The 26,330-nt window shown below is 29.5% G+C and carries 20 protein-coding genes; 2 read left to right on the plus strand and 18 right to left on the minus strand.

Features of this window, described 5'->3' with window-relative positions; translation table 11 throughout:
- Positions 1-129: 129 nt before the first annotated feature.
- From ACLR9T_RS10640 to rnmV, 6 genes are all read right to left on the minus strand, one after another.
- Entirely contained in the window at positions 130-1,086 is a 957-nt protein-coding gene (locus ACLR9T_RS10640) for a ribose-phosphate diphosphokinase (protein WP_413109523.1), read from the minus strand.
- Between the two features lie 9 nt (positions 1,087-1,095).
- Positions 1,096-2,475 (minus strand): bifunctional UDP-N-acetylglucosamine diphosphorylase/glucosamine-1-phosphate N-acetyltransferase GlmU, encoded by a 1,380-nt coding sequence (glmU, locus tag ACLR9T_RS10645; RefSeq protein ID WP_413109524.1) that lies wholly within the window; start codon positions 2,473-2,475, stop codon positions 1,096-1,098.
- Between the two features lie 247 nt (positions 2,476-2,722).
- Positions 2,723-3,580, minus strand: coding sequence for a 4-(cytidine 5'-diphospho)-2-C-methyl-D-erythritol kinase (gene ispE, locus ACLR9T_RS10650; protein WP_413109525.1), 858 nt, complete (start codon positions 3,578-3,580; stop codon positions 2,723-2,725).
- A 4-nt stretch (positions 3,581-3,584) separates the two neighbouring features.
- Entirely contained in the window at positions 3,585-4,328 is a 744-nt protein-coding gene (locus ACLR9T_RS10655) for a sporulation peptidase YabG (protein WP_413109526.1), read from the minus strand.
- 26 nt (positions 4,329-4,354) lie between these two features.
- Positions 4,355-5,161 (minus strand): 16S rRNA (adenine(1518)-N(6)/adenine(1519)-N(6))-dimethyltransferase RsmA, encoded by an 807-nt coding sequence (rsmA, locus tag ACLR9T_RS10660; RefSeq protein ID WP_413109527.1) that lies wholly within the window; start codon positions 5,159-5,161, stop codon positions 4,355-4,357.
- Between the two features lie 33 nt (positions 5,162-5,194).
- Entirely contained in the window at positions 5,195-5,731 is a 537-nt protein-coding gene (gene rnmV, locus ACLR9T_RS10665) for a ribonuclease M5 (protein WP_413109528.1), read from the minus strand.
- A gap of 149 nt (positions 5,732-5,880) precedes the next feature.
- Here rnmV and ACLR9T_RS10670 point away from each other — a divergent pair, with 149 nt between their 5' ends.
- Entirely contained in the window at positions 5,881-6,795 is a 915-nt protein-coding gene (locus ACLR9T_RS10670) for an HD-GYP domain-containing protein (protein ID WP_413109529.1), read from the plus strand.
- Between the two features lie 132 nt (positions 6,796-6,927).
- Positions 6,928-8,280 (plus strand): MATE family efflux transporter, encoded by a 1,353-nt coding sequence (locus ACLR9T_RS10675; protein WP_413109530.1) that lies wholly within the window; start codon positions 6,928-6,930, stop codon positions 8,278-8,280.
- Between the two features lie 37 nt (positions 8,281-8,317).
- Here ACLR9T_RS10675 and ACLR9T_RS10680 read toward each other — a convergent pair whose 3' ends face one another.
- The 12 genes from ACLR9T_RS10680 to ACLR9T_RS10735 form a co-directional block, all read right to left on the minus strand.
- A complete protein-coding gene (locus tag ACLR9T_RS10680) occupies positions 8,318-8,602 on the minus strand; it encodes a hypothetical protein (RefSeq protein WP_413109531.1) in 285 nt (94 codons plus the stop codon).
- Between the two features lie 38 nt (positions 8,603-8,640).
- On the minus strand, positions 8,641-8,853 hold the full coding sequence (locus ACLR9T_RS10685; protein ID WP_413109532.1) for a helix-turn-helix domain-containing protein: 213 nt from the start codon (positions 8,851-8,853) through the stop codon (positions 8,641-8,643).
- 1 nt (position 8,854) lies between these two features.
- Positions 8,855-9,802, minus strand: coding sequence for a DNA-binding protein WhiA (gene whiA, locus ACLR9T_RS10690; RefSeq protein WP_413109533.1), 948 nt, complete (start codon positions 9,800-9,802; stop codon positions 8,855-8,857).
- 8 nt (positions 9,803-9,810) lie between these two features.
- The gene (rapZ, locus tag ACLR9T_RS10695) at positions 9,811-10,659 is read right to left on the minus strand and encodes an RNase adapter RapZ (protein ID WP_413109534.1); all 849 of its coding nucleotides are present in this window, start codon (positions 10,657-10,659) and stop codon (positions 9,811-9,813) included.
- Positions 10,660-10,807: 148 nt separating this feature from the next.
- Positions 10,808-11,386, minus strand: coding sequence for a uracil-DNA glycosylase family protein (locus tag ACLR9T_RS10700; protein WP_413109535.1), 579 nt, complete (start codon positions 11,384-11,386; stop codon positions 10,808-10,810).
- Positions 11,387-11,575: 189 nt separating this feature from the next.
- Positions 11,576-15,298: a glycoside hydrolase family 3 C-terminal domain-containing protein gene (locus tag ACLR9T_RS10705; RefSeq protein WP_413109536.1), complete on the minus strand. Its 3,723-nt coding sequence runs from the start codon at positions 15,296-15,298 to the stop codon at positions 11,576-11,578.
- 396 nt (positions 15,299-15,694) lie between these two features.
- A complete protein-coding gene (locus ACLR9T_RS10710; protein ID WP_413109537.1) occupies positions 15,695-21,352 on the minus strand; it encodes a GH92 family glycosyl hydrolase in 5,658 nt (1,885 codons plus the stop codon).
- A gap of 143 nt (positions 21,353-21,495) precedes the next feature.
- The gene (locus ACLR9T_RS10715) at positions 21,496-21,804 is read right to left on the minus strand and encodes a PTS fructose-like transporter subunit IIB (protein WP_413109538.1); all 309 of its coding nucleotides are present in this window, start codon (positions 21,802-21,804) and stop codon (positions 21,496-21,498) included.
- A 17-nt stretch (positions 21,805-21,821) separates the two neighbouring features.
- Positions 21,822-22,895, minus strand: coding sequence for a PTS fructose transporter subunit EIIC (locus ACLR9T_RS10720; RefSeq protein WP_413109539.1), 1,074 nt, complete (start codon positions 22,893-22,895; stop codon positions 21,822-21,824).
- 5 nt (positions 22,896-22,900) lie between these two features.
- Positions 22,901-23,353, minus strand: coding sequence for a PTS sugar transporter subunit IIA (locus ACLR9T_RS10725; protein WP_413109540.1), 453 nt, complete (start codon positions 23,351-23,353; stop codon positions 22,901-22,903).
- A gap of 2 nt (positions 23,354-23,355) precedes the next feature.
- Positions 23,356-25,395, minus strand: a complete 2,040-nt coding sequence (locus tag ACLR9T_RS10730; protein ID WP_413109541.1) for a BglG family transcription antiterminator — start codon at positions 25,393-25,395, stop codon at positions 23,356-23,358.
- Between the two features lie 516 nt (positions 25,396-25,911).
- The coding region (locus tag ACLR9T_RS10735) for an FIVAR domain-containing protein (protein ID WP_413109542.1) at positions 25,912-26,330 on the minus strand (419 nt) is incomplete at its 5' end.

The raw sequence follows: 26,330 nt of genomic DNA on the forward strand, positions 1-26,330 counted from the left end.
ATTTATATTATATCACGTGAGGTTTTTCATTATCACTCCGCTAAAGCTTTTTGAGCCCCCAGCCTAGCTGGGGGTTTTATTGCAGACAATAAAAGAGACTTCATTTGAAGTCTCTTTAAAATCTATATTCTATTTATCAAAATCAAACATTTGAAATACATCAGAAACTGGCAAACAATTTTCAATATTCTCAATAGTTTTAGCAAGTAATCCTGCTACAGAAACTGTCTTTAATTTAGGGAATATTTTATCTTCAGGTAATTTAATCGTATCTGTGACAACAACTTCATCAGCTGAAGAATTTTGTAATCTTTCTACAGCAGGTCCAGAAAATACCGGATGAGTACAAGCCACATGAACTGATTTAGCACCTTTTTCTTTTAGCATCTCAATTCCAGCAATAATTGTTCCACCAGTATCTATCATATCATCAACCATAATACAATTTTTACCTGATACATCCCCTAAAACACCCATTATTTCAGCCACGTTTGGTTTAGGTCTTCTCTTATCGATAATAGCTACTGGCGCATCTAAAGCCACAGCTAGTTTACGAGCTCTAGTAGCTCCACCATGATCAGGCGAAACCACACAAATATCTTCCATATCTTTTTTCTTGAAATAATTTGAAATAAGTGGTAATGCTTGCATCTCATCTACTGGTATATCAAAGAAACCTTGAATTTGAGCCGCATGTAAATCCACTGTTACAACTCGAGTAATACCTGCAACTGTTAATAAATCAGCTACTAATTTAGAAGTAATTGGTTGTCTTGGTTTAGCTTTACGATCTTGACGAGCATATCCAAAATAAGGAATGATTGCAGTGATTTCTTTAGCAGAAGCTCTTTTTAAAGCATCAGCCAAAACCAAAATTTCCATTAAATTTTCAGTAACTGGATTAGAAGTAGATTGAACAATAAAAACATCCTTACCGCGTACTGACTCATCAATTTCAACTAAAATCTCGCCATCAGCAAAATGGTGCACTTTACTTTTTCCTACTTTAGTTCCTAATTTTTCTGCAATATCATTAGCTAATTCACCACTAGCTGATAATGCAAAGACAGTTATTTTGTTTTTCATTTTCTTCTCCTATTTTCCTTTTTGATTTCTTTTTTCTTCTAATATTTTAGCATACCCATTTTTATTAACTTGGCGTGCACGGGCAATTGCAAACGCGTTATCACTGACCTGATCTGTAATTGTCGAACCAGCTGCTACATAAGCATTTTCACCAACTGATACTGGTGCAATTAAATTACTGTTACACCCAATAAAAGCGTTGTCGCCAATAATTGTTTGAAACTTATTTTTACCATCATAATTTGAGGTAATTGTTCCACACCCCATATTAACATTACTTCCAACTGTTGCATCACCAACATAAGTTAAATGTGACGCTTTACTACCTTTTCCAAAAACAGCTTTTTTCATCTCTACAAAGTTCCCCATATGGGCATCTTCTAGTATATGACAATTTGTTCTTAATCGTGCAAAAGGTCCAATATCCACACCATTTTCAATAATTGAATCAGAAATAACTGCATATTTAATTTCAACATTATCTTTGATTTCAACATTTTCAAATTCACAGTAAGGCCCTATATGGCAATTAGCACCAATGCTTGATCTGCCTTTAATAATACATCCTGGTTCAATTGTTGTATCTGGAGCAATAGTTACATCTACTCCAATATACGTGTTGTAAATATCAATAATATTTACCCCATTTAATAAATGTTTTTTATTTACTTTTAATTGTAGTATTTTTGTTGCTTCAGATAATTCAACTCGATCATTAATTCCACCAACTTCTGCTAAATCAGGAATTTTATAACCTCCAACTTTTAAATTATCATCATTCATAATTTTAATAACATCCGTAATATAATATTCGTTTTGTGCATTTTTATTATTTACTTTCTCTAATGCATTAAATAATGATTCATTGTCAAAACAATACTCTCCACAATTCATTTCACTAATATTAATTTGTCTTGAATCACAATCCTTAAATTCAACGACTTCCTTAACCTGATTATCTTCTCTAATTACTCGACCAAACTTTTTATCCAAGTCACAGTCACAGGTCATAATTGTTCCCTTTAATTCATTATCATTATGATAAGCAATTAAATTCTTTAATGTTTCACTAGTTATTAACGGAGCATCACCGTTTAATACAACAGTTGTACCTGGTTTACCCGCTAATGCATTTTTACATTGCATTAAAGCATGACCAGTTCCTAGCTGCTCCATTTGATAAATAATATTAACATCATTTACCAGTTTTTCTACTTCTTCAGCCTTATGACCCACAATCACATATATCTCATCAACTCCAACATGCTTCAATTCATCAACAATATGATTGATCATAGGCTTATATAATACTTCATGGACAACCTTAGGTTTATCCGATTTCATTCTGGTACCTTTACCAGCCGCCATAACTACAGCATAAGTTTTCATCTTAACACCTCTTTAACAACAACATGATAACAAAAAATTTACATTAGTTAAAGCAAAAAAAGCTAAAAAATGTTTGGAAATTAAATAGTAATCAAGAAATATAGTTTTTTACCCTTTTTATCTTATAAAATAGCTAAATCTTGGCTATATATTACCTACTATAAATAATTATATTTAGCTAAAATATATTTCAAATATTAAAATATAAAATACTTTTTTAACAATTCTCTTATAAAAAAGAAATTGCCTAAACAATCTCCTCTTCATTTAATATTTCTGTTTTCCTTACAAAATAATATTTTCCCTTAAAAAACTTAAACCCTTTTTCTAAAATCATATCACTTCTCGTAAGTCCAAACACACAAGAACCACTGCCTGACATTAATGCACCATCAAATCCAATTTTAAGCATTTCTTGTTTAATTATTGCAATCTCAGGAACCATCTTTATTGATGGAGCCTCCAATGTATTTTGTAAATTATCAATTACTGTTTGATAATCATTTTGTTCTATCCCTTTTGCCATTAAATAACAATCTTGATGACTTGCTCTACTCAAATCCAAGCTACTAAAAGATTTTTTAGTTGAAACACCTTTTTTTGGTTTTACTAATAATATTTTACACTCAAAAGGCTGTTCAATAAAAGTTAACTTTTCACCTATACCACTAACGATAGCCATTTTTTGATAAATACAAAATGGTACATCCGCTCCTACTTCCTTACCAAGTCTTGCCATCTGCTCATTAGATAGGTTTAAATAAAATAATTTATTCATTGCTTTTATTACTGCAGCTCCATCAGCACTTCCACCAGCTAATCCAGCTTGAGTAGGAATATGTTTATAAACATAAATCTTAACACCTTTTTTAATTCCGTAACGTTCTTTAATCAATGCAACAGCCTTATACATAATATTCCGCTCATCTGTAGGCATGATTTTGCTATTGGACTCTATTTCAATTCCTTCATCAATTGTATTTATATAAATTAAATCATGTAGTGTAATTGGTGCCATGATCATTTCTAATTCATGATATCCATCTTCTCTTTTTCTTATAACATCTAGTGCTAAATTTATTTTTGCATATGCTTTTATCTTCATTACATCACCTACTTGTTGGATAAATTTTTCTTGCAACCCCTCTTGTATCAATACCGCCAACTCCTAAATGTTTATTAGAAGTTTTAGCAACAATTTTTTCTAAATCAACATAATTTTTTACACTTGCATTAGCTATCTGACTAACAACAAATACTGGGTCTAAAGCATGAATATTTTTACGGCTTGGACTAGAAGCAAAATTTGCACCACTAGCCAATAACAGTTCATAATATGACTGACAAGCACCAGCAAAAATAATTAAACTATCTTTATCATCCTGATATAACCTTGCTCTACGAATCGCTTCAACAAAGTCCATTGTGTGAAGATAACTGTTGATATTTTTTCGATCACCATTCTTTTTCATTGCATCATGACCTGTAATAACAAGTAAATCTGGTTTATGTTTCTCTAATAGAGGGATAATTTTATCTTTAATTTCATTTTCTTTCATATAATAGCCATGTACATTGATATTAAATTCTTTATACTTATCCAAACACATTTCTAAATAATTTTTATCTCCATCAATATGCAGCACACTGCCTTTTAAACATGGTTTATTTTCTACTATTATATCACTTTTTTCACTGTTAAAATCACTTAATTCTAAATCAGCTTCATCGCTATCAGCAACTAATCGATATTCAATTCCTGTTAAATAATAGACACCATCTTTAATATCAGTTATTTTAAAGCAAATATCTTTACCATACTTCTTTCGGCAAACAATATCACCTATTTTCATTAATATCACCAATATATTATATGCAGCTATAATTTATTGGTGATATTTTTAAAATCTTCTAATGATAATTCTTCACTTCTTTTCCTTGCTTCAATTTTACAATTATATAATATTTCTTCAGCATTATTATATTTTTGTTTTAAATTATTTAATATTGTTTTCCGACGCTGTTTAAAACACACATTTAAAGTCTCATATAATTTTAAATCTGGCTGTTTATTTATTTTTATCTTAATAATAGCAGAATCTACATGAGGTGCAGGTATGAAAACATTTTTATTGACTGTAAATAAGTATTCAATACTTCCAATATCCTTAATCAATAATAAAAGTGGATTTTTATAATCACTTACCATTTTTAAAGCATTTTCTTTTTGAATCATTACGATTAATTCATCTATTTTACTATCATTTAGAACTACTTTTTCAATTATTTCAGTTGTAATATAATATGGCAAATTAGCTATTAAATAAACTTTTTGATAATCTTGTCTTAATTCATCAATAATTACCTTTATATCCTGTTTCATAAAATCACCAAAAATAATATCAATATTATTTTTATCTAAAAATTCATTATACACAGGTTTAAATCTTTCATCTATTTCAAAGCTAATGACCTTTCCAGCATTTCGTCCTAATATCTGTGTTAAAGCACCTATTCCTGGACCTATTTCAATAACTGCAGTACTTTTATCTATATGCGTCTGATTAACTATTTTATTTACAATATTTGTATCAATTAAAAAATTTTGTCCAAATTTTTTTAAAGCATTTAAGTTATATTTATCTAATATATATTTAGTTGTACTAAGTGTCGCAATATCTTTCACTACTAACTCACCCTTATTTAAAATAACTTTCCATTATAATTTATTAATTTCACTTTCTAATCTTTCTAAAATATCCTTTTTAGTAATTCCAACCATATTTAATCTTTTAAATAAAGTTTTAACATTCCCATACCCAAGATTAAATAAATTGTATATAAGTAATCTTTTTTTCTTATTACCAATAATATCTAAATCAATAAATTCTATCCATGTAATACTTTCCTTATCAGCATCAAAATGAACCATATTTTCTAATGCAGTAATAATAGCTTCCTTTTTTGCTTCAGCTATTCCTAATTTTTTTTTACCAGTAGCATCTTTTTTTGATACAAAAGCATGATTACAATTTGGTACAGCCGCCTGAATCTGATCACGTATTTTTTTTCCCGGGAAATCAGGGTCTGTCAAAACAATAATTCCCCTACTTTTACTAGCTTCTTTTATTAAATTTAATGTTTGTTCATTTAAAGCTAATCCATGGGTTTCAATAGTATCTACTTCAAACAACTGTTTTAATAAAGCGGTATCTGTTTTTCCCTCTACCACTACTATTTCTTTTATTTTTTTCATAATTTCACCTATTTATAATTATAACTTATTTAATATAAAATAAAAGAAATATATTATTAACTTCATAATATCTTATCCAACATATTATATAAATTGACTTCCTATACTTCTTTTTATACAATTATTCTAAGAAGAAAGGATGTGACTTTATGCCATCTTTAACAATCATAAAAACTGATGAGTATATTGAAAAAACTATTTCTGATATAAAGGAAAATATAATAGAATTGATTTTTTTAGATGACGATATTGAAATTACACGCTATCGCATGCCAAAAGGACTTAGCGGTGTATTTGATGCACTAGATACTAAAAATGCTATTGAAATATATAATATTATCTCTGGAAAAATTATGATTACTCCCTTTTCAGGAAATCATAATATTTTAGAAGCTGGCGATACAATGGTTATCTCACAATCGAGTCACAGTTATCCTTTTAAAGTTTTAGAAGATGTTGTTTTTACTTGTACTGCTAATAATTTTATTTTTTATCGAAAAAAAAAGCAAATTGAAAAATTAACTACTATAATGAAAAAACTTCAGGAAAAAGATGGTTCTACTAAAGAGCACTGTCTTCGAGTTCAAAAATTATCAATGAAAATTGCTCATGAATTAAATATAGATGATGCAAAATTAGATGATCTTTTCCATGCTGCTAGATTTCACGATATTGGCAAAATCAATACTCCTACTGAAATTTTACTTAAGCCTGCTAATTTAACAGAACATGAAAAAAGGATTATTAATAATCATCCCATTGAATCATATAAAATGATTGTTGATGTCTTTGGTGAAGATATTGGACAAATGGTCTTACAGCACCACGAAAAGATTGATGGTAGTGGCTATCCCTTTGGATTAAAAAGTGAAGAAATAAAACTTGGCGCTAAAATTATTGCAGTAGCTGATGTATATGATGCTTTAACTTCTATTCGGTCATATCGAACTGCAATGAATCCACAAGCAGCGATTAAGATACTTTTAAAAGAAAGCGGATCTTCTTATGATCCTGACTGTGTTACAGCATTATTTAAATTTTTAAAGAAAGAAAAATTAATTTAAATTTTATTCAAACATTGACAGAAAATAATTATTAATGTATGCTAATGATTGAAAATTTTAATCATGTGCTTATTTAATAGCTATAGCTTTTACTTGTTTCTGATTTATAAACAAGCAGCTATAGCTTTTTTTATGAAAGGAGATAATATGAACCACGAATATAACGAAATGGCTAATAAACCTATCTTTCCCCTATTAATGAAAATGGCTATTCCCCCAATGATATCTATGTTGATTCAATCTATGTATAATATTATTGATAGTATTTTTGTTGCTAAACTAGGTGAACAAGCTTTAACTGCTCTATCTTTAGCATTTCCCTTACAGAATTTATCATTAGCTTTTTCTGTAGGATTAGGGGTTGCAATTAATGCATTAATTGCTCAAAATTTGGGTGCAAATGATAAAGACAAGGCTAATTACATAAGTAATCATGGTATATTTTTATCTATAGTTCACTCAATCTTATTTATTATTATTGGTATCTTTTTAATGAAACCGTTCTTTTTGATGTTTACTAATGACGCAAAAGTTTTAAATTATGCAATCACCTATGGAACTATTGTAATTACTTTTACTTTTGGTTCTATTATTCATATTACAATTGAAAAAATGTTTCAAGCAACTGGCAATATGATGATACCAATGTTTTTACAAGCAATAGGAGCTATTACTAACATTATTTTAGATCCAATATTAATCTTTGGAATAAATGGATATTTAAAATTAGGTGTAGCTGGTGCTGCAATTGCAACAATTATAGGACAAATGACTGCCTGTATATTAGCTATTTTTCTATTTAGAAAAAAATCAACTTTAAAAATATCTTTAAAGAATTTTAAACCTAATCCTCAAATTATTAAAAACATTTATTCGATTGCTATTCCCTCAGGGGTAATGACAGCACTACCATCTATTTTAGTTGCTCTATTAAATAGTCTTTTGGCAACTATCTCACAATCAGCAATTGCTTTTTTTGGAATTTATTTTAAGCTTCAATCATTTATATATATGCCTGCTAATGGCTTGATTCAAGGGATGAGACCTTTAATAAGCTATAATTTTGGGGCTAAACATTTCAAACGAGTAATAGATATAATTAAAGTTTCCATTGCAGTTATTTTGATAATTTTATGTAGTGGCTCAATCTTATTTCTTGTTTTTCCTAATTTTATTTTATCATGGTTTAATGCTTCTAATTCATTATTGGAAATTGGTATTATTGGATTGAGGATCCTTGCTCCATGTTTTATTATTTCTACTCTAGGTATAGTCATTTCTGGAGTTTTTGAATCATTAGGCAATGGCAAATATTCATTATTAATTTCATTGTTAAGACAATTTATTATTACTTTACCATTATCATATATATTATTATCATTTATAGGAATAAATGGTATCTGGATAGCTTTTGTAGTATCAGAAAGTATTGCTAGTATTATTGCTTATATTTTACTAAAGAAGCAAATTTGTAAATTTAAATAGGTTCTATCAATTAGAACCTATTTATCAAAAAAGATGACTATTTGTCATCTTCGTATTCTTTATAATTAACATCAATTATATCTTCATCATCTCGATAATACTGGTCTTGATTGTAATAAGTTTTACGTTTTTCTTCTGTTTGACGTTCAAATTCCTTATTAAATTCTTCTAACTGTTTTTTATATAAATATCTTTTTATTGAAGACCAGATTATTAATACTGCGATAATAATCCAGGTAATTGGACTAGTAAGAAGATTTAAAATTAAACTTAATATAATTATAATAAATAAAATAACTAAAATCGCATAATACATTCCCATGACATCAACTCCTTTATAATAGATATAATACACCAATATTATTTGAATTCAAATAAATCTTTAATATTAATTGCAAAACCTTCAGCAATTTTTTCAATTGATTTTAGAGATATATTTCTTGTACCCCTTTCAACATCCGAAATATAATTTTTTGATAACCCACAACGAAAAGCTAACTCTTCTTGAGAAATATTTTGCTTCAAGCGAATTTCTTTGACCCGCTGTCCAAACCTAATTTCAATTCTATTCATCCTAATCATTCTCCATTTGAATTAATCGTTTAGCCTCTTCACTTATTTTCTTAAATCGATGATGTAACCCAGATTTACTTATAGTCTGCCCTGTTTCTTCATAATAAACTTCTGTTAATTCATTTAATGTCATTTCAGGATATTTACGTCTAATCAGTGCAACCATACGTGTTTTTTCATCAAGCATATTCAATCCCATAAACATATCAATCGTATTAATATCATTGATTTGTTTATTTGCAGTTGCCATCGATTTGATTTCATTTGCAATATCACAATTATTCCAACGATTTACTGTATTAGACATATTACGATCAATTCTAGTACTCTCAAAATTCATTACTGACTGACTTGCACCTATTGCTCTTAAAAAATCTCCAATTTTTTCTGATGATTTTAAATAAACAACATATTTATTACGTCGTTTAATTATCTTAGCATTTAGTTCAAAATCATTCATTATTTTAGCAATAAATTCTGCAAACTCTTCTTCATTAAAACTCATCTCTAAATGATAATTTGATGTTTCTGGATTATTTACACTACCACACGATAAGAATGCTCCTGCCAAATATGCTCGCATACAACACTCACTTTTTAAAATATTTATATTAGGTATAAGATTAAATCCTAAACCATCCATTAAAGATAAATCATCTAATATTTCTCTTGCCTTAGTTACTTTTAAAATATAAACATTATTTTTCTTTAATTTCATTTTACGTGAAACTAAAAACTCGATCTGGGGATCATATTCTTCCTTCAACATACGATGAATTTTAGAAGCTATTTTTGCATTTTCTGTTCTAATTGTTAAAGATAGACCATAACTTGATAAAGATAATGTCCCATTGATTTTAATTATTGCACACAACATCGCCCTTTGACAACATGACTCAAAATCATTAAATACTACTTCTTCTTTTACTATTCTCGAAAATGATACCATAATTACTCCTAGTGATCAGCATCACGATGTAAACGATGAACCTGATAATATTTACTATAATAATCAGCAAAATAATTTGTCAAAGAAACAGAACGATGTTGTCCTCCAGTGCACCCAATACCAATAATTAAATGCATTTTACCTTCTTTTTCATATTCTTTTAATAAATAATCAAATAAATCCGTCATCTTCTTAATAAATATCTTTGTTTCCTCTTTTTCCATAACATAATCATAAACTGCCTTATCATTTCCTGTTAAAGTTCTTAACTCATCTATATAAAACGGATTAGGTAAAAAACGAACATCAAATAATAAATCAGCATCTTTTGGTACACCATGTTTATATCCAAATGATTCAAAAGTAATTCTAAATGGATCTACTTTTCCACTACTAAAATAATCTTCTAATAAATTTTGGAATCTAGCTCCTTTAAGCTTTGTAGTATCAATTGTTAAATTAGCTAACCTTGAAATCGGTTCAGCCAATCTTCTTTCAAATTCAATTGCTTCCAATAAAGAAGATGCCTTGTTGGAAATCAACAATGGATGTGATCTTCTAGTTTCCTTATATCTTTTAACTAGTACTTCATCATCACAATCTAAAAAGACAACTGACAAATGAATCCAATCTAAATTAGACAACAATCTAATTGCTTTTAATGCATCATCCAAACTAACTGCCATTGCAACATTTTGATATTTTGGATTATCCTGCACAAGTTCCGCAAACTCTGTTAAAAGTGCTACGGGATAATTATCTATACAGCGAAATGCTAAATTTTCAAAGCATGCCATTGCACTTGTCTTACCTGCTCCTGACATTCCGGTTACTATTATAACCTCAACTTGATCCATAATTATCACTTCTCTTTCTATATTTATTTTATCAAATCTACAACGATAAGTGTACTTTATTTTTTGATTTTTCTCAACCACTTTTATACTTATTTATAGATATTATACATAGAATTATTATCAATAAAAACAGACTAGTTATAAAACTTTATTTAAATAAAAGACTATGAATAACTTCTCTTACTTCTAGAATTCTTTCCTGTTCAAATTTTGGGTTATTCTTAAACCAACGCATATTCAATGGAGAAGGATGCGGCAACACATATGCTCGTTTACCATGTAAAACTTGATCATTAAAAATTAAATCTTTAAAATTTTTTTCTGGAAATAATTTTTTAGCTGCATAACTACCAACAACTATATATATTTTATTCTCTACCATCTCAATTTCCTGCTTTAACCATCTATCACTGCAACACTTTGGTGGTAAGCGATCACCTCCGCTTTTTGATTTACCAGGATAACAGTGCGCTAAGGAAGTAATATAGAAATTATTCTGATTATAAAAAATATCATCATTTATACCATACCATTGTCGTAACTTTTTTCCACTTAAATCGTTAAATGGCTTTAAAGTATTATGTACACTCAATGATGGCGCCTGACTTATATGCATTATTTTAGCATTCTTATTTCCCCAAAAGATTGGATGTGGCTCATATCCAAAACTTTGTTCACAGAACTTACAATTCAATATTCCATATTTTAATTTATTAAAATCTTTCATTATTTCCTCCATCATTTTTTATAAAATAAAGACTAATATATTATTTTAATTGTACTCCATAAATTTTATTAGGTTACAAACTTAAATATAACAAATCAATCATATTATATTTAAAAAAGCATGTTTATCAACATGCTTTTTACTATTTAACTTCAGTATTAACATAAATTTTAATAAATAAGCTTATTTTTAAATATGTTTTCTCTTTTTAGTAGTTAAAATAATAGTCATTGATGCAATTGCCAATCCTGTAATTGGATAAATAAGATTTGCAGTGTCTCCAGTACTAACACTTACTTTTTTATCTCCTGAATTTACTACACTATCTGATACATTTGAATTTACTGATTCATTTGGATTCATTGGTATTTCAGGAGTATTTGTATTAACAACTAATCCTTCAATTGCTTTTGTCAATGAAGCATGTGCAACATCGACATCATGTTGAGTTGCATCCTCATTTGTCAATACTTCTTTAGCTGTTAATAAGGCGGTTTGCATTATACCCCATGATTTTTGAGTATAGTTTGCTGCATTTAATTCTTCTGCTTTATTTACCAAATCATTTAATATATTTTTATTTGGTTTATATCTTAAATTTAAATATGCTCTTACTAATCCATCATATGTTTCATTTACTTCTTGTTCTAATGCATTTACATCTTTTAATACTGATTCTGCTGTTTCTAATGAAACTATAAAGTTATTCCATGTAGTACTAGTATATTCTTCTGAATTTAAATCTTTTACTTTATTTACAAACAATTGCAAATTAGATTTATCACCTTTAATAAAGTCTAACATTTGGATTGCTTTTGCCAAACGATCAAATGAAGTATCAACTGTTTCTTGACTAGCACTTTGATCAGCTAAAATAATTTTTGCTTCTTCTAATGCTGCTTTAAATTCGTTTGCTACAGCTGGAACTAACGCATCTAATTCTTTATCAGTTACAGCACTTGCTACTTCAACAGCAATTGATAAGGCCACTTTATTTACTTGGGTAATATTTGATTTAGCTACATCTAAAATTAATGATAACCCAGCACTTTTTGAGAATTTACCGATTTCCACATCAACTCCGTTTTCAGTACCGATTTTCTTAAACTGAATTGAATCCATGATAACATTAAGAACATTGCGTGTTGCTTTTTGCAAATCTCCAAGTGGTAATGTATTATTCTTATATTCACCTTTATAAGTTACTGAAACTGGTGTAATTTGATCATCAGCATAGTTTATTACAGCTGTTCCTTCCTCAACTTTGGCATTTACTTTCTCATTTAATGTACTTCCTTTTTCAATTGTAGCAGTAACTGAAACTGTTCCATTAGCATCTAATATAAAATCATTCCAACGATTAATTCTAACATAGCCATCATTACCAAACTCTGGAGCTACATCTTCTACTGCTGCTCTAATTGATGCAGATGATCCACCTGGCATGATTAAATCATTTCCTGCATGCATAGAGTTTACTGGTGTAGATTGTCCACCTCCCCAGTCTGTCATAATAAGACCATTGAAGCCCCATTCTCCTCTTGCAAGATCTGTACATAATTCATAATCATCTGCTGCAGGCATACTATTATTTAAATTATATGATGTCATAATACCTAAAGGATTTGCCGTTTTTACAGCTATTTCAAATCCTTTTAAATATATTTCTCGGAATGCACGTTCTGTTATTGTGTTATTAACCGCATTACGATTATCTTCCTGGTTATTACCAGCATAATGTTTAATTGTTACACCAATTCCTTTATAGCTTTGTACCCCCAAAGTTGTAGATGCTGCTGTAACTCCTGAAATCAAAGGATCTTCTGAATAATATTCGAAATTACGCCCACAAAGTGGATTTCTATGAATATTCATTCCTGGTGCAAGCCACATTGTAACTCCCATTTCAATCATTTCTTCACCAATAGCTTTACCAAATTCTTCTGCTACATCTTTATCCCAACTTTGAGCAATTAATGTACCAATTGGAAAAGCTGTACAATATTGATAGTATGTTGTTCCATTATCTTTATAACTTTGAGTTATTCGAATTCCAGCTGGACCATCTGCTAAAACAATATTAGGTATTGCTCTTGTTTCATAATAGTTACTGGTAGTTTCACCAGCAGCACCTTTTACAGAATTGCTTTGAGCACCAATAATTGGTGTATTATTTCCACCCCAACCAATTCCTTCAACAATATATGACATTTCTTCAGGAGTAAGACTAGCTAAAAACTCTTCCATACTCACCTTACCTTGATAAACATCTAATAATGTTGGATTATCAAGAGTTTTTTCTATCTCTACAACCTTTTCTTCATAAGCAGGAAGCTTTTGGCTTGGGGTAGTATTATTTTTTCCATCTGGTTCTTTTGTATAACGTGGATTATTTTCTTGGTCTACTGCCTCATAATCACTACCTTCATATACATAACTTTTAATACTTTGATCTTTATATGGAGAAGCATTATTTTCAGTTTTAAAAGATGCTGAATCTAAAACAAATTTTTTAGCTGCTGCTATTTCATCTGCTTCACCTGCATATGTATAAGGCATAGTTCCTTTATTTGATAAAGTAGTAATATCCTCATCTTGTACTTTCTGATTACTTAGTTGCTCTGTTATACAAGAATTATCTAATGTAGCAACTGCTTCTACATGTGTATTTCTTGAACTATTACCTACTCTAACTAAATAATCTCCTGCTTCCATAATATAAGCTGCCTTATCTTCAGAATACGAAGACATTTCAGTTGTAGTATACGATAATGTTAATATTTGTGATTCTCCAGGATCAAGAACATCAGTTTTACCATACGCAGCTAATTCTTGATATGGTTTTTCTAATTCACCTTCTGGTGTAGAGAAATATACTTGAACAACTTCTTTACCAGAGTATTTTTTCCCAGTATTTGTTACTTTTACATTAACAGTAACATTTTCTGAATCAACTGTTACATCTTTTACATCAATATTGAAATCAGTATATGATAATCCATATCCAAATTCATATGCTGGTGTTACATTAAATGTATCAAAATAACGATACCCTACATAAATATCATCTGTATAATCTTCTTGTGAGATATTACCATCATTGGCACCAAAATTATCTGAAGATGAATAATCTTCATAGTTTACTGCCCAGGTGTCAGTTAATTTCCCAGATGGTGTTACTTCACCATTTAAAACTTTGACCACTGCATCACCACTACGCATTCCTGCTTGAGACATTAGAAGTAATGAGTCTAAATCTTCTATTTCGTCAAAAAACTTAGTATCCATTATTCCACCAACATTCAATACAACAATTGAATTTTCAAAGTTAGCAGACATTTTTTCTATATTTGCCTTTTCAATATCAGTTAAGTAATAATCCTCCATTTTTCGATCAGAAAATTCTCCTGAACTACGAACAATCACGTAAACCGCAGTATCTGTATTTCCCTCTTTAGCCTTTTCAATTTGTTCATCAGTTACTTCAATATCCGGTACTAACTTAGCACCAGAAACACCTCCTGTACTTCCTCCCCCTTCTTCGAATGCAACTTTAAAAGCATTCAACCAATCAGTAGAAGTAACATTATAACCTGCATTATTAAATCCATCCCATACTGATGTTACAGAACGCTGATTAACATCTCCCGATCCTGTACCTCCTTTAATCGTTGAATAAGCACCACCTCCAAACAATGCAATATTTGCATTGCTTGCAATTGGAAGTACATTGTTATTGTTTTCTAGTAAAACCATCCCTTGTGTAGCTAAATTCATAGAAAGTTCAGCATTTTTTTCTTCGCGTTTTGAAATACTGCTATCTGTTGTTTTTGCAAATGCCGGTACTATGTTAGTTAATACAAGAGCCATAGACACTGATGTAGCAAATACACGTTTACAAGTTTTTTTCATTTCTCTCTCTCCTCTTTCCAGTTTCAATCGTAAAACATTGTTAAAATGTTTTAATGAACGCGCGCATATTCATTAAAAAAGGCATTAGCAACACTAAAAATATTATATAAAAAATTTATATTTTTTATATATTTTAGTATAGCTAATGCCTGCACTACCAGTTACACACTATTTACAATTTTTACATCCTCATAATAACATTTAAAGCGCTTACAGTCAACAAGTTTAATTAACTTATTTTTTCATATTTTGAAAATTTTTACTAGTATCATAAAATTTAAACCTCTTTTTAGTAATATACAAATAATATAAAACATTTATTTAAAACTAATAAAGCTATTACAAATTTTTATAATTTGTTAATAGCTTTCTAGTAGATAAAATTATTTTCTTTTATTAAGATAAGTGTTTTCTTTTTTTATTTATAACTAATACAATTGAAGCGATAGCCAATCCTGTAACTGGATATACAATATTTATTGTATCACCTGTTTTAATTGCCTTTTCTTTTCCATTATCTTTATTTTGTGGCGTAACAGGTTTTATTATTTCTCCAGGTAAAGATGACTTTATTTCTAATCCTTCTATAGCTTTTTCCATGGCTGCTCTAGCATTATTTATTTCTAATTCAGTTGCCTCTTCATTAGCTTCTACTGCTTTTGCTTTTATTAATGTTTCTTCTAATATTTTCCATGTTGCTTCTGTATAGTTAGTCGCATTTAATCCTTGGGCTTTATTTATTAGGTCTGTTAATAAATCTTTATTAGGTCTTAATCTTAATTCTAAATATGCTCGAATTAATTTATCATATGTTTCATTTACTTCTTCTTGCATTGCATTTTCATCTGCTAATACATCTTTTGCCTGCTCTAATATAATCTCAAATTTACTCCATGTTACTGGTGTATACTCTTCTTTAATTAATTTACTCATTGCTTCAACTTGAGCTTCTAATTGTTTTTTATCACCTTTAATAAAATCTAACATCTGAATTGCTCTAGCTAAACGGTCAAATGAAACATCTACGGTTTCTTGAGTTGCAGTTTCATCTGCTAATATATCTATAGCCTCTTTTAAAGCTGCTTTAAATTCATTTACTACTGCTGGTACAACATTTGATAATTCATCATCACTAATTTCATTTGCTATTTCTACAGCTATTGTCAATGCTGTTTTATTTGCATGGATGACATCTGTTAATACAATTTCTACTTCAACATTACTATCTGGCATTACAAATGTACCGGTATAACCATTATCTGTTTCTTTTACTACAATTGAAGTATTATTAATCTTAACATCTGTTAGTTTTTTACTATTATTAATATCTAAAATATTTATTGTAACCACATCTCCAGCATTTGCTTTTTCAATTATATTTCCTTGATTATCAATAAACTCAACTTTAGCTTTACCTTCAAGATTATCTTTTAAAGTTAAATTATATTGAACTGTATTTTTATTGAAATCGAAATAGTCAACATTAGCAACATAGGCTTGTTTATCATCAATTGGATCATTACCAACAAATGTAAAGTAAACATCATGTAAACCAAGGAACTTATCTTGGACTTCACTAGGAATATTTACGTTTGTTATAACATACTTATCCCATCCACCTGTTTTAGTTGTGTCAACTGTAAATAGTGGTTCACCATCACGTGTATCTAAACGAACTTCAATTTTTCCTTTTTCACATCCATCACTATTCTGTACAGAATATCTTACCTCTAATTCATCTGGTGTCACATTAAAATTAACATCACGGTAACCAACCCAGGTATCCTTTTTTACACCACCAATATTAGTACCATCATTTTTAATTTCTGCATGTGCACGATCATATGATTCAGCTTCAATTTTTGTTAAACCATCTCTAATATTTTCTACTCTTGTAATAATATTTTGTAAAGCGTTATATTGAGCAACGATTTCATCTTGAGTCGCTGCTTCATTATCAATAACTGCTTGAGCAGCACTGATACCATCATTTAATAACTTTTTAACATCAATTCCCATCTGAGATTGATCAATTGTTTTTGCTGCTTCAATTACTTTATTTAATAATTCCTTGTCTATTGCTGAATAATCATCTGCTTGACCAATTAATTCAATTTCAGATAAAGTTGTTCCACCTTTTAAATCTAATTTATAATACTGATATCCAGCATTATTATCTACACTAAATGGACGAGTATATCTTCCCCACTCAAAAGTTAATCCTTCTTTATTTGCTACTTCTGACCAATTATTACCATCATTTGAACCATATAAAATAAATTCTTTTGGTGCTTCATTTTGTTTATCTTTTGTAGATGTTAAAGTAAGCATATTAACTTTAACTGGTCTAATGAAGCTATAATACAATGATGTATCTTCACTAAATACTGCTACATTATTTGAATTGTTATCAAATAAGTTTGCAATATCTTTAATATCATTACCAACTACAGTATCTTTATTTACATTCGTACTAAACTCATTTTGAACATTTAAACTAGATGTTGTTAAATCTTCTTGAGGATTAGGAATATCTGTACCTGTGGTAAGTGATGTTCCTTCACCTTCTATTCCCCATTCTTTATTAGGTTTTGCTCCCATGTTAAAGACAATTTGACCACCTTCAGTTAAAGTTTTTGAAGAAATAAAACTAGAATTATAAGCTTTACCATTAACGCTCATAGATTGAATATATACATTTTCATCACTATTATTATTAGCTTTAATTGTTAATTCTTTACCATTTTCTAAATGGATTGTTGCTTCATCATATAAAGGTGATCCAATTGCAAATTCACCACTTCCCATATTAACTGGGAAAAATCCAAGAGATGATAAAATTTGCCATCCACTCATTTCACCATTATCTTCATCACCAATATAACCTTGTCCAAAATCAGAACCAACATAACATCTACGCAATACATCACGTACTAATGATTGAGTTTTCCATGGTTGTTTTGCATAATTATACATATAAATAATTCCATGTGATGGTTGATTACTATGACCATATTGTCCTAATTTGACATCACGTGATTCTTTTTGTTCATGGATTCCACCAACACCATCAATTGCATTATAACCATTGAATGTTCCTTTAGTTGTAAAGATCGTATCCATTCTCTTACCTAATGCCTCAGGTCCACCATATAAATTAGCTAGACCATTACCATCTTGAGGTACTGTAACTGTCATATTATAGGCATCAGTTTCTGTATAATCACGTCCCCAGAAAGTTGGATCAAAACTATCTCCCTGTGACCATTCACCACTACCACTCTTACCTTTGAACCATTTATCTGTTGGATCTTGTGCATCACCATCAAATAAATTTACATAGTTCATAGCTCTATTACGATAATAATCAGCTTCATCCTGATAAGTTTTAGCTTCTTGTTCATTACCAGCTGCTAAAGCTTCATCAGCCAATCTTTGAGCCATTTGAGAAATACCATAATCGTTGATATATCCTTCCATTGACCAAGAGAATCCTTCTCCAGTTGCATTTGTTGTATAACCTCTAAAAATAGAAGTATTTAATTCTGCTCTACCACCCTTAGTAAGATTTTCTGTATTAACTACAGAAGCATTTTTTAAAGCTGATTTATAAGCATCTTCTAATTCAAAATCGGTACCTTTAGCTGCTGCATCTCCAAAAATAACATCTGAACTTGTACCAACCATTGAATTAGTTCCACCAGGTGCTACCCATCTTGGAACCCAGCCTCCATCATTGTAATGTTCAACCAATCCATTTAGCATCTCTTCATATTTTGATGGGGTCAATAATTGATATCCAGCCCATGTAGTATGATATGTATCCCAGAATCCATTATTATAAAATAATTCCCCTTCTTTTACTTCATCACTTACTGTACTTTTATATTGCCATACTGGATTTTCATTTGTACCTGTATTTTCTGAAAGAAGATTTGGGTACGCAAACATACGATATAGATTTGAATAAAGGGTTACTTTCTGTTCATGACTAGCTCCTTTTACAGTAATAACATCTAACTTGTCATTCCATTCTTCTCTTGCTTCATCATAAACCTCATTAAAATCTTTACTATCCAATTCTAACTGAAGATTCTTTTTCGCTTGTTCGGGACTAATAAAAGAAGTTGCTACTTTCATTTCTACATTCTTTGCATCTCCAAAGTTTAAGATTGCAGAATTTTTTGCAGAATTTCCATAACGTTGACTTGTCCATTCAGTATCAAACTCACCATAAACATACATTGTTTGCATCCCATTACTATTAGGATTTGATTGGGCAGTAAATGATTTTTTATCTTCATTTAAAGAAAGTTTTTTATCACTGCCACGTACTGTATCTAAAATTACATTATGATATTTTGCACTATCATTAAATGTGAATTTTGTTGCTGATCCATGCATAGTTGGCGATAATTCTAATTTAGCACCTTGTGCATTTCCCTCATTAAATTCTACTCCATAATAATGAGCTTTTGCAGTTTCATTTTCATGAGAAAATTTAGCTGCTCTTTCATTAGCTCCAATTGAATCTGTTCCATTTGGATCAATACTTGTATTAACCATATATTCCCAGTTACCACGATCTCCAACCCAATAACTTGGTTCATGACTCACTGTAATATGTTTTAGTGTCCCAGTACTACCATTTTGTTGATACGTATATAACTTATTATCTCCACTATTAGTAACTGGTGCCCAAAAATTAAAACCATGTGGCCTAGTTACTAATGGAGCTGTCAACCCTCTTGAAAAGTTAGGAGAATCATTACTTCCACGTAAAATATTTACATATTCAGCTAAATTATCATCACCATAAACTGGTAAAGCTTCTTGATAAATTTTAATATCATCTAAATAATTTTTAAAATCAACATCTTTATCTGCTTTATTATCCTTATTATCATAAGCCACTAACACTTCAGTAATAACTTTACCTCTTAAGCTTGGATATTCTCCTAAACGTGCCGTTATTTTATTCCATTGACTAGTTACTAATGTTCTTGAATCTCCTTGACCTTGTGGAGTTAATAAATTTCCATTAGTATCATCAATTTCAGCATCACTCAAATATGTTCCATCAGAGAATTTTAAATCTACTGCCATATTCATTTGTGTCCAGTTATAATCATATTCTCCATCAATCAAACCTGGAAAAATCAAATAACTTAATGCTGTATTTTCATCAATTGTAATATTTAAATCTTTATACAGAGTGTTCCAAGAATGGGCTGCTTCAGTACCTAAATGAGTTCCAGAAATTTCAAGTGCATATTCATCATCCCATCCAGCATTTGATTTTTGATTCCATGCTTCGCTAGGTCCACTAGAAATTTTTGTAATCATTGTTGGCTCTTGAACTTCTTCTTTTTCTTCACCTGTACCTAAAAATAAATCTGCAAACTGAGTTAATTTATCATTTCCCTGATTAGCTGTTATTTCAATTTTGTAATATTGATATGCAGTTGGATTTTCAATCATAATTTCTTTTTTTTCAAATCTTTTTTCAAAATTTTGATCATTTTGACTGTCAATTACTACCCAGTTTTCTCCATCTGATGAACCATAGAATGTCCAATTCTTAGGATCTCGTTCTGGAGAATCATTAGCAGAAACCATAGCATAACGGTCTAATGTTTGAGCTTGTTCAAAAGCAAATTCAATATGTATCGGTTGTTCTACACTTGGAACATTGTCATTTGTTAAAAACTTAGAACCTGTATCACCATCAAACAGTTTGACTTTTTTTTCTGCATCATTGAAATCACTACTTCCAGTAATACTATTAACTAAAACTAAACTTGTAACATCTCCCTTTATTTTATCAGCTGGTGTAAATCCTTCAATATTTTCACTACCTTTTGTCTGATCAACAGTATTTTCTAAAAAACCTGTAGCATCATTAAATGAAGTATGCCATAGAATTTCATCTTGAGTTAGCTGATTTCTTTTTTCTACTGCAAGAACATTAATTGGACATGCACTAATAATTGTTGATGCAGTAATCAATCCACTTGCTAGATATGAAAAAATTTGTTTCTTTTTCCCTTTCATATTTTTCTCCTTTTCTTATAATTTTATTACATTTTAACTTTAACACAGCAAATATATATATATAAGTTAGAACATTTGTAACCTTTTTTTACAAAATTTGACCATCCTTTTTACTTATAAAAAAATAGGGAGGAATCTCCCTATTAGCCAAATGTTTTTTGTATTTTGGTCATTAATGGCTCAGCTTTTTTAATAATATCTGATACTCCCATTTTAACAACTTTCTTACCTTTAAAACGTTCTATTCCTTTAATAGCTACATCATTAACTAATACTACACAAGCAGCTTCTTTAATATCATTTGCAGTTAATTCATTTTCTACTCCTGCTCCACCTTGTGTTTCAACCTTTACTTCGATTCCTAAATTTTTTCCCGCCAAAACTAATGCTTCTGCTGCCATATAAGTATGAGCTACACCAGAAGGGCAAGATGTTACACCTACTACTTTCATTTTTTTACCTCCAATTTTTATAATTCTGTAAATTCAATCTCAAAGTCTTCCTCAACTTTAGTTTCCTTATCATATTCAGTTATATCTTTATTTTCTTTCTTCAAGAAATTAACCATTAAAGCTGTTACTAAAGAGCCTGCCACAATTCCTAAAATATAACCAGGCCATCCCTCAACAACAGGCAATACGATTAAACCTCCCCATGGTGCATGGTTTAACACTCCCATCATAAAAGGAATAATATTACCTACTACTGCTCCAACCATAATTGAAGGAATTACACGTAATGGATCATTAGCAGCAAATGGAATTGCTCCTTCAGTAATCCCTACAGATCCCATAAGTATAGCTGCTTTTCCTGCTTCTCTTTCTTCTGTATTATATTTTTTAGGTGCTAATAATGTTGCAATTCCCATTCCAATTGGTGGTGTACAAATAGCTACTCCGACCCCACCCATTAAATATGGTAATGTATCAACTTGAGTTTGAGCAAATAATGTTGCAACTTTATTAATTGGTCCACCCATATCAAATGCAGTCATTGCTCCTAAAATCGATGCTAAAGGAACTTTACCTGCATCACTTAATGAATTTAACCAACTAGTTAATCCTTCCATAATTGCAGATATTGGTGTACCAATTACCCAGACGATGATTCCTCCTGTAATTAGGGTACCAAATAGTGGGTACAAAAATATTGAGCCTAACGACTTTAATGAAATTGGTAACTTAATTTTCTTTAAAGCTTTAACTACATATCCTGCAATAAATCCTGCCACGATACCACCTAAGAATCCAGCACCAACCTGACTTGCAAGATAAGCACCCATCATCCCTGGTGCTAAACCAGGTTTATCAGCAATTGAATAAGCAATATATCCCCCTAATACGGGTACAAACAATGTTAACCCAGCACTCCCAATACTTGCTAGATCACCTAACCATCCTGTTTCAGGTGTTGCTGCCCCTTCAGGATTTAACATAACTGCTAAAGAAAATAATATTCCTCCAGCAACAATAAACGGAATCATGTGTGATGTTCCTGTTAATAGATGTTTTTTGATTGTTGAAACTTTCTCTTTAAAATCCATTTTTATTATACCTCCAATCCTTCACATAATAATTTATAAATTTCTTCCTTTTCACTATTTAATAATTGATTTCTAAAATCTTCATGCATTAGCTTACGTGCTAATTTTGACAATATTTGCATATGCAAATTTCCCTCATTTTCTTGAGGAACAGCTATTAAAATAATAATATTTGCTACTTCTTTAGTCTCATCGTTCCAAATAATATCATTATTTAATCTACCAAAACAGACAGCTGACTCAATTACATTATTTGTCCTACCATGAGGTAAACCTATATTATAACCAATTGCTGTGGGTGCTATTTTTTCTCTATCTAAAACATCTTGATAAAAATCATCTACACTTGTAATCTTCTCTTGATCTTTTAATTTTTTTACTAAAGTTAAAATTGCTTCATTTTTATCACAAGTATCAATATCAAAGACAATACATTCTTTTTGAATAATTGAACTCATCTTTATACCACCTTTCTTTCACATTCCAATAAAACTTGATATGCTTCAGGTAGATCATTACATTGAGTGAGTTGGTCTATAACATTAGTATTTGTAATCATTCTTACCCAAGTTATTACGGCTGGAATATGTTCTTTTTTATCCTTACTTGCAAGAACAAATACTAATTTAATTGTTTTATCATTAAATTTTATTGGTTGTCTATTAATTAATAAACTCATACAACTTTGCTTTATTGATTCGTTACTTTCACCATGTAATAAAGCAAAACTTTCATCAGTTACAGAATAGAAACCAAGATTTTCAATCCCCTCAAATATTTCTTCGACATATTTTGTATTTATAAAACTTTTTTTAAGCAATATATCTGTACTTGCATAAACAGATTCTTGCCAACTCATTTCCTGATCTACTACCTGAATATTTTCATATGTTAATAAATCCGTTAATTTGTTTATTTTTTTTGTTGTCTTTTTTTCAAGCTGGTTTCCTAATTCTTTTTGGATAACTTCTAAAACTCTTAAACGTTGATCATCTGTTAAAAAATCTAAATGCTGATTAATTGAGTAATAGTGCGCTAAAGTTGTTTTTCTTGGAATCCCCATATTCCTCATATGCATAAAATCTTGTTGTGTTAAAATTGGATGAACACAAATTAAATCTATATCTATAGGCAATTTTATCGGCGATGTTGAAATAACATAATCAATATCATTCCACTTTTGATAACTATTAATTCTATAAGTAGGTATAATATCTATTATCGTTACCTGAAATTCATTTATCAGTGCTTCCTTTAACATTGTTGAAGTTCCATATCCAAAACCGCAAACTAATAAAATTCTTTTATATTCCTTGTCTTTAATTCTTTTCATACTTGCTATAAAGTGAATAGCTAAATAAGTAATTTCAGTGTCATTATTAATTTGATTTAAAAGTTCAATTTCCCTTGTAACTGATAAAACTATTTCAAACACTTTAATATCACTATTAGATAAAATAGAAGTGATATTATCATTTAGCTTTATTCCCTGATTTAGTCTAGTAATCAAAGCAGACATATGATTTATTAACCCTTCAAAAAGAATCTCATCTTCTTCAAATGGTAAATCAATCTTTTCAGACATTAATAAAATAAACTGTTTAGTTAACGTCTCTACTTGGATAATATCCATTGATTGTTCATACTTACCATATTTATTAGTATAATTTAATAATCTTACCAGTATATTTTGCTTTTTTAACGTAATCTTTTTTTGAATAATGTTTTCTAATTCATTTATTGGTGCATCAAAAATCGTGAATTCAACAGGATTTATATTTGTTTTTTCAAGAGGATGCGTTCTGTCATTAATGATGTAACACAATAAAATCAAAACATTTGCAACATACCATTTATACAATTGATCAGTTAATAAACATTGCATACTATCTAGTAACTCATCTATCCAAATCACAACATTTCTTAGATTAATATAATTAAAAGATTTATTAATTATATCTAAGACTTTTTCCTCAAATGCATTAATTAATACTTTATTCCCTGCAACTAAATCAACATATTTTTCAAATTCTTTAATTGTTAAATTGACTATATTTATTTCATTTCCTACTAATACAAAGGCCTGATTATATTGGAGTAGAATATGCTCTTTTTCTAACTGTTTTTCTAACAAGTCTAAATCATTTTTTAATGTTGATCTTGAAACTTGAAGTTCTACAGAAAGTTTATTTAATTTTACTTGCTTTGGATCCAAAAGCAATAATAGTAAAATTAAAGAAATTCGATCATCTTGAGTATAAATAAACTCTTGTCCCTGTTCAAAATCATCTAATGATAAAGTATCAGAAAATAATAATCTTCCTTTTGGTAATCTTTCAATTAAAGGTAATTTTTGAATTTCTAAAAAGTCATTTATTTTTTCAATATCATAACGAATTAGTCTTTCTTTAATATCTAAATCTTTAGAAATATCTTTATAAGTTGTATCCTTGTTGTTGTAGAGATAATGTATAATTTTAAGCATTCTCCCGTTTATCATTTTAATTCCTCCCTGACCGCCTCCCTCGTGTATAATCATACATAGGAAAGCGTTTAATTTGTAGATAGAAGTTTTGTAAGATTGTTTTCCAATAACTAACACTCTAAAACAATAGCCTCTAAAGCTGCTTTTTTATAAGACAGTATTTTTTATTATACGATTAATAACACTATCTTTCCATACAATATACTTAATCATAACAAAATTATCTAAAAAACTAATTTTTTCTATATAAATTCTTTTCACTAGGTTATATATAACCTTTTTATATTAACCAGCTCACAAAATCTAATATATTCATTATAATGTACAACTATCTTTGATTTAGATTCAATCTCTATTTTAAAACAGTAATTGCATAAATCACGACCATATCATTAAAAAATAAACCATAGTTTTTATAAAAAAGCTATTTGAGGTTTCTATGAAAAATAATTAAAATTCATCCAGTATCAAAGTTAATCAAAAATTAAAGGTAGGTCAAATGACCTACCTTAAAATTTATAATAATTTTTATTAATCTTCTTTTTTTCTTAATAAACATAGTCCTGCTAAACTTAACATTGATAAACCTGCAAAGATTCCAACTAAACTGTTATCCCCAGTTTTTACACCTACTGTTACATCTCCTGATTTTACAGTATTTTCAGGATTTGTTGGATTAGCTTCTAATCCTGCCATTGCTTTTGTTAATCCATTTATGGCATTCTCTACTTCTTCTGCTGTTGCTTCTGGATTATTTAATATCGCATTTGCTTTTGCTACTTCTTCATCTACTACTTTTAATGATGCTGCTGTATAGCTTGCTCTATTTAATCCATTTGCTTTATTGATTAAATCCTCTAATAAATCTTTATTTGGTTTTAATCTTAGATTCAAGAATGCTTTTACTAACTCTGTATATACTTCATCTACTTCACCTTGCATTGCATTTT

The organism is Thomasclavelia sp., from assembly GCF_047249845.1.
In the GTDB taxonomy this organism is placed as follows: Bacteria; Bacillota_I; Bacilli_A; order Erysipelotrichales; family Coprobacillaceae; genus Thomasclavelia.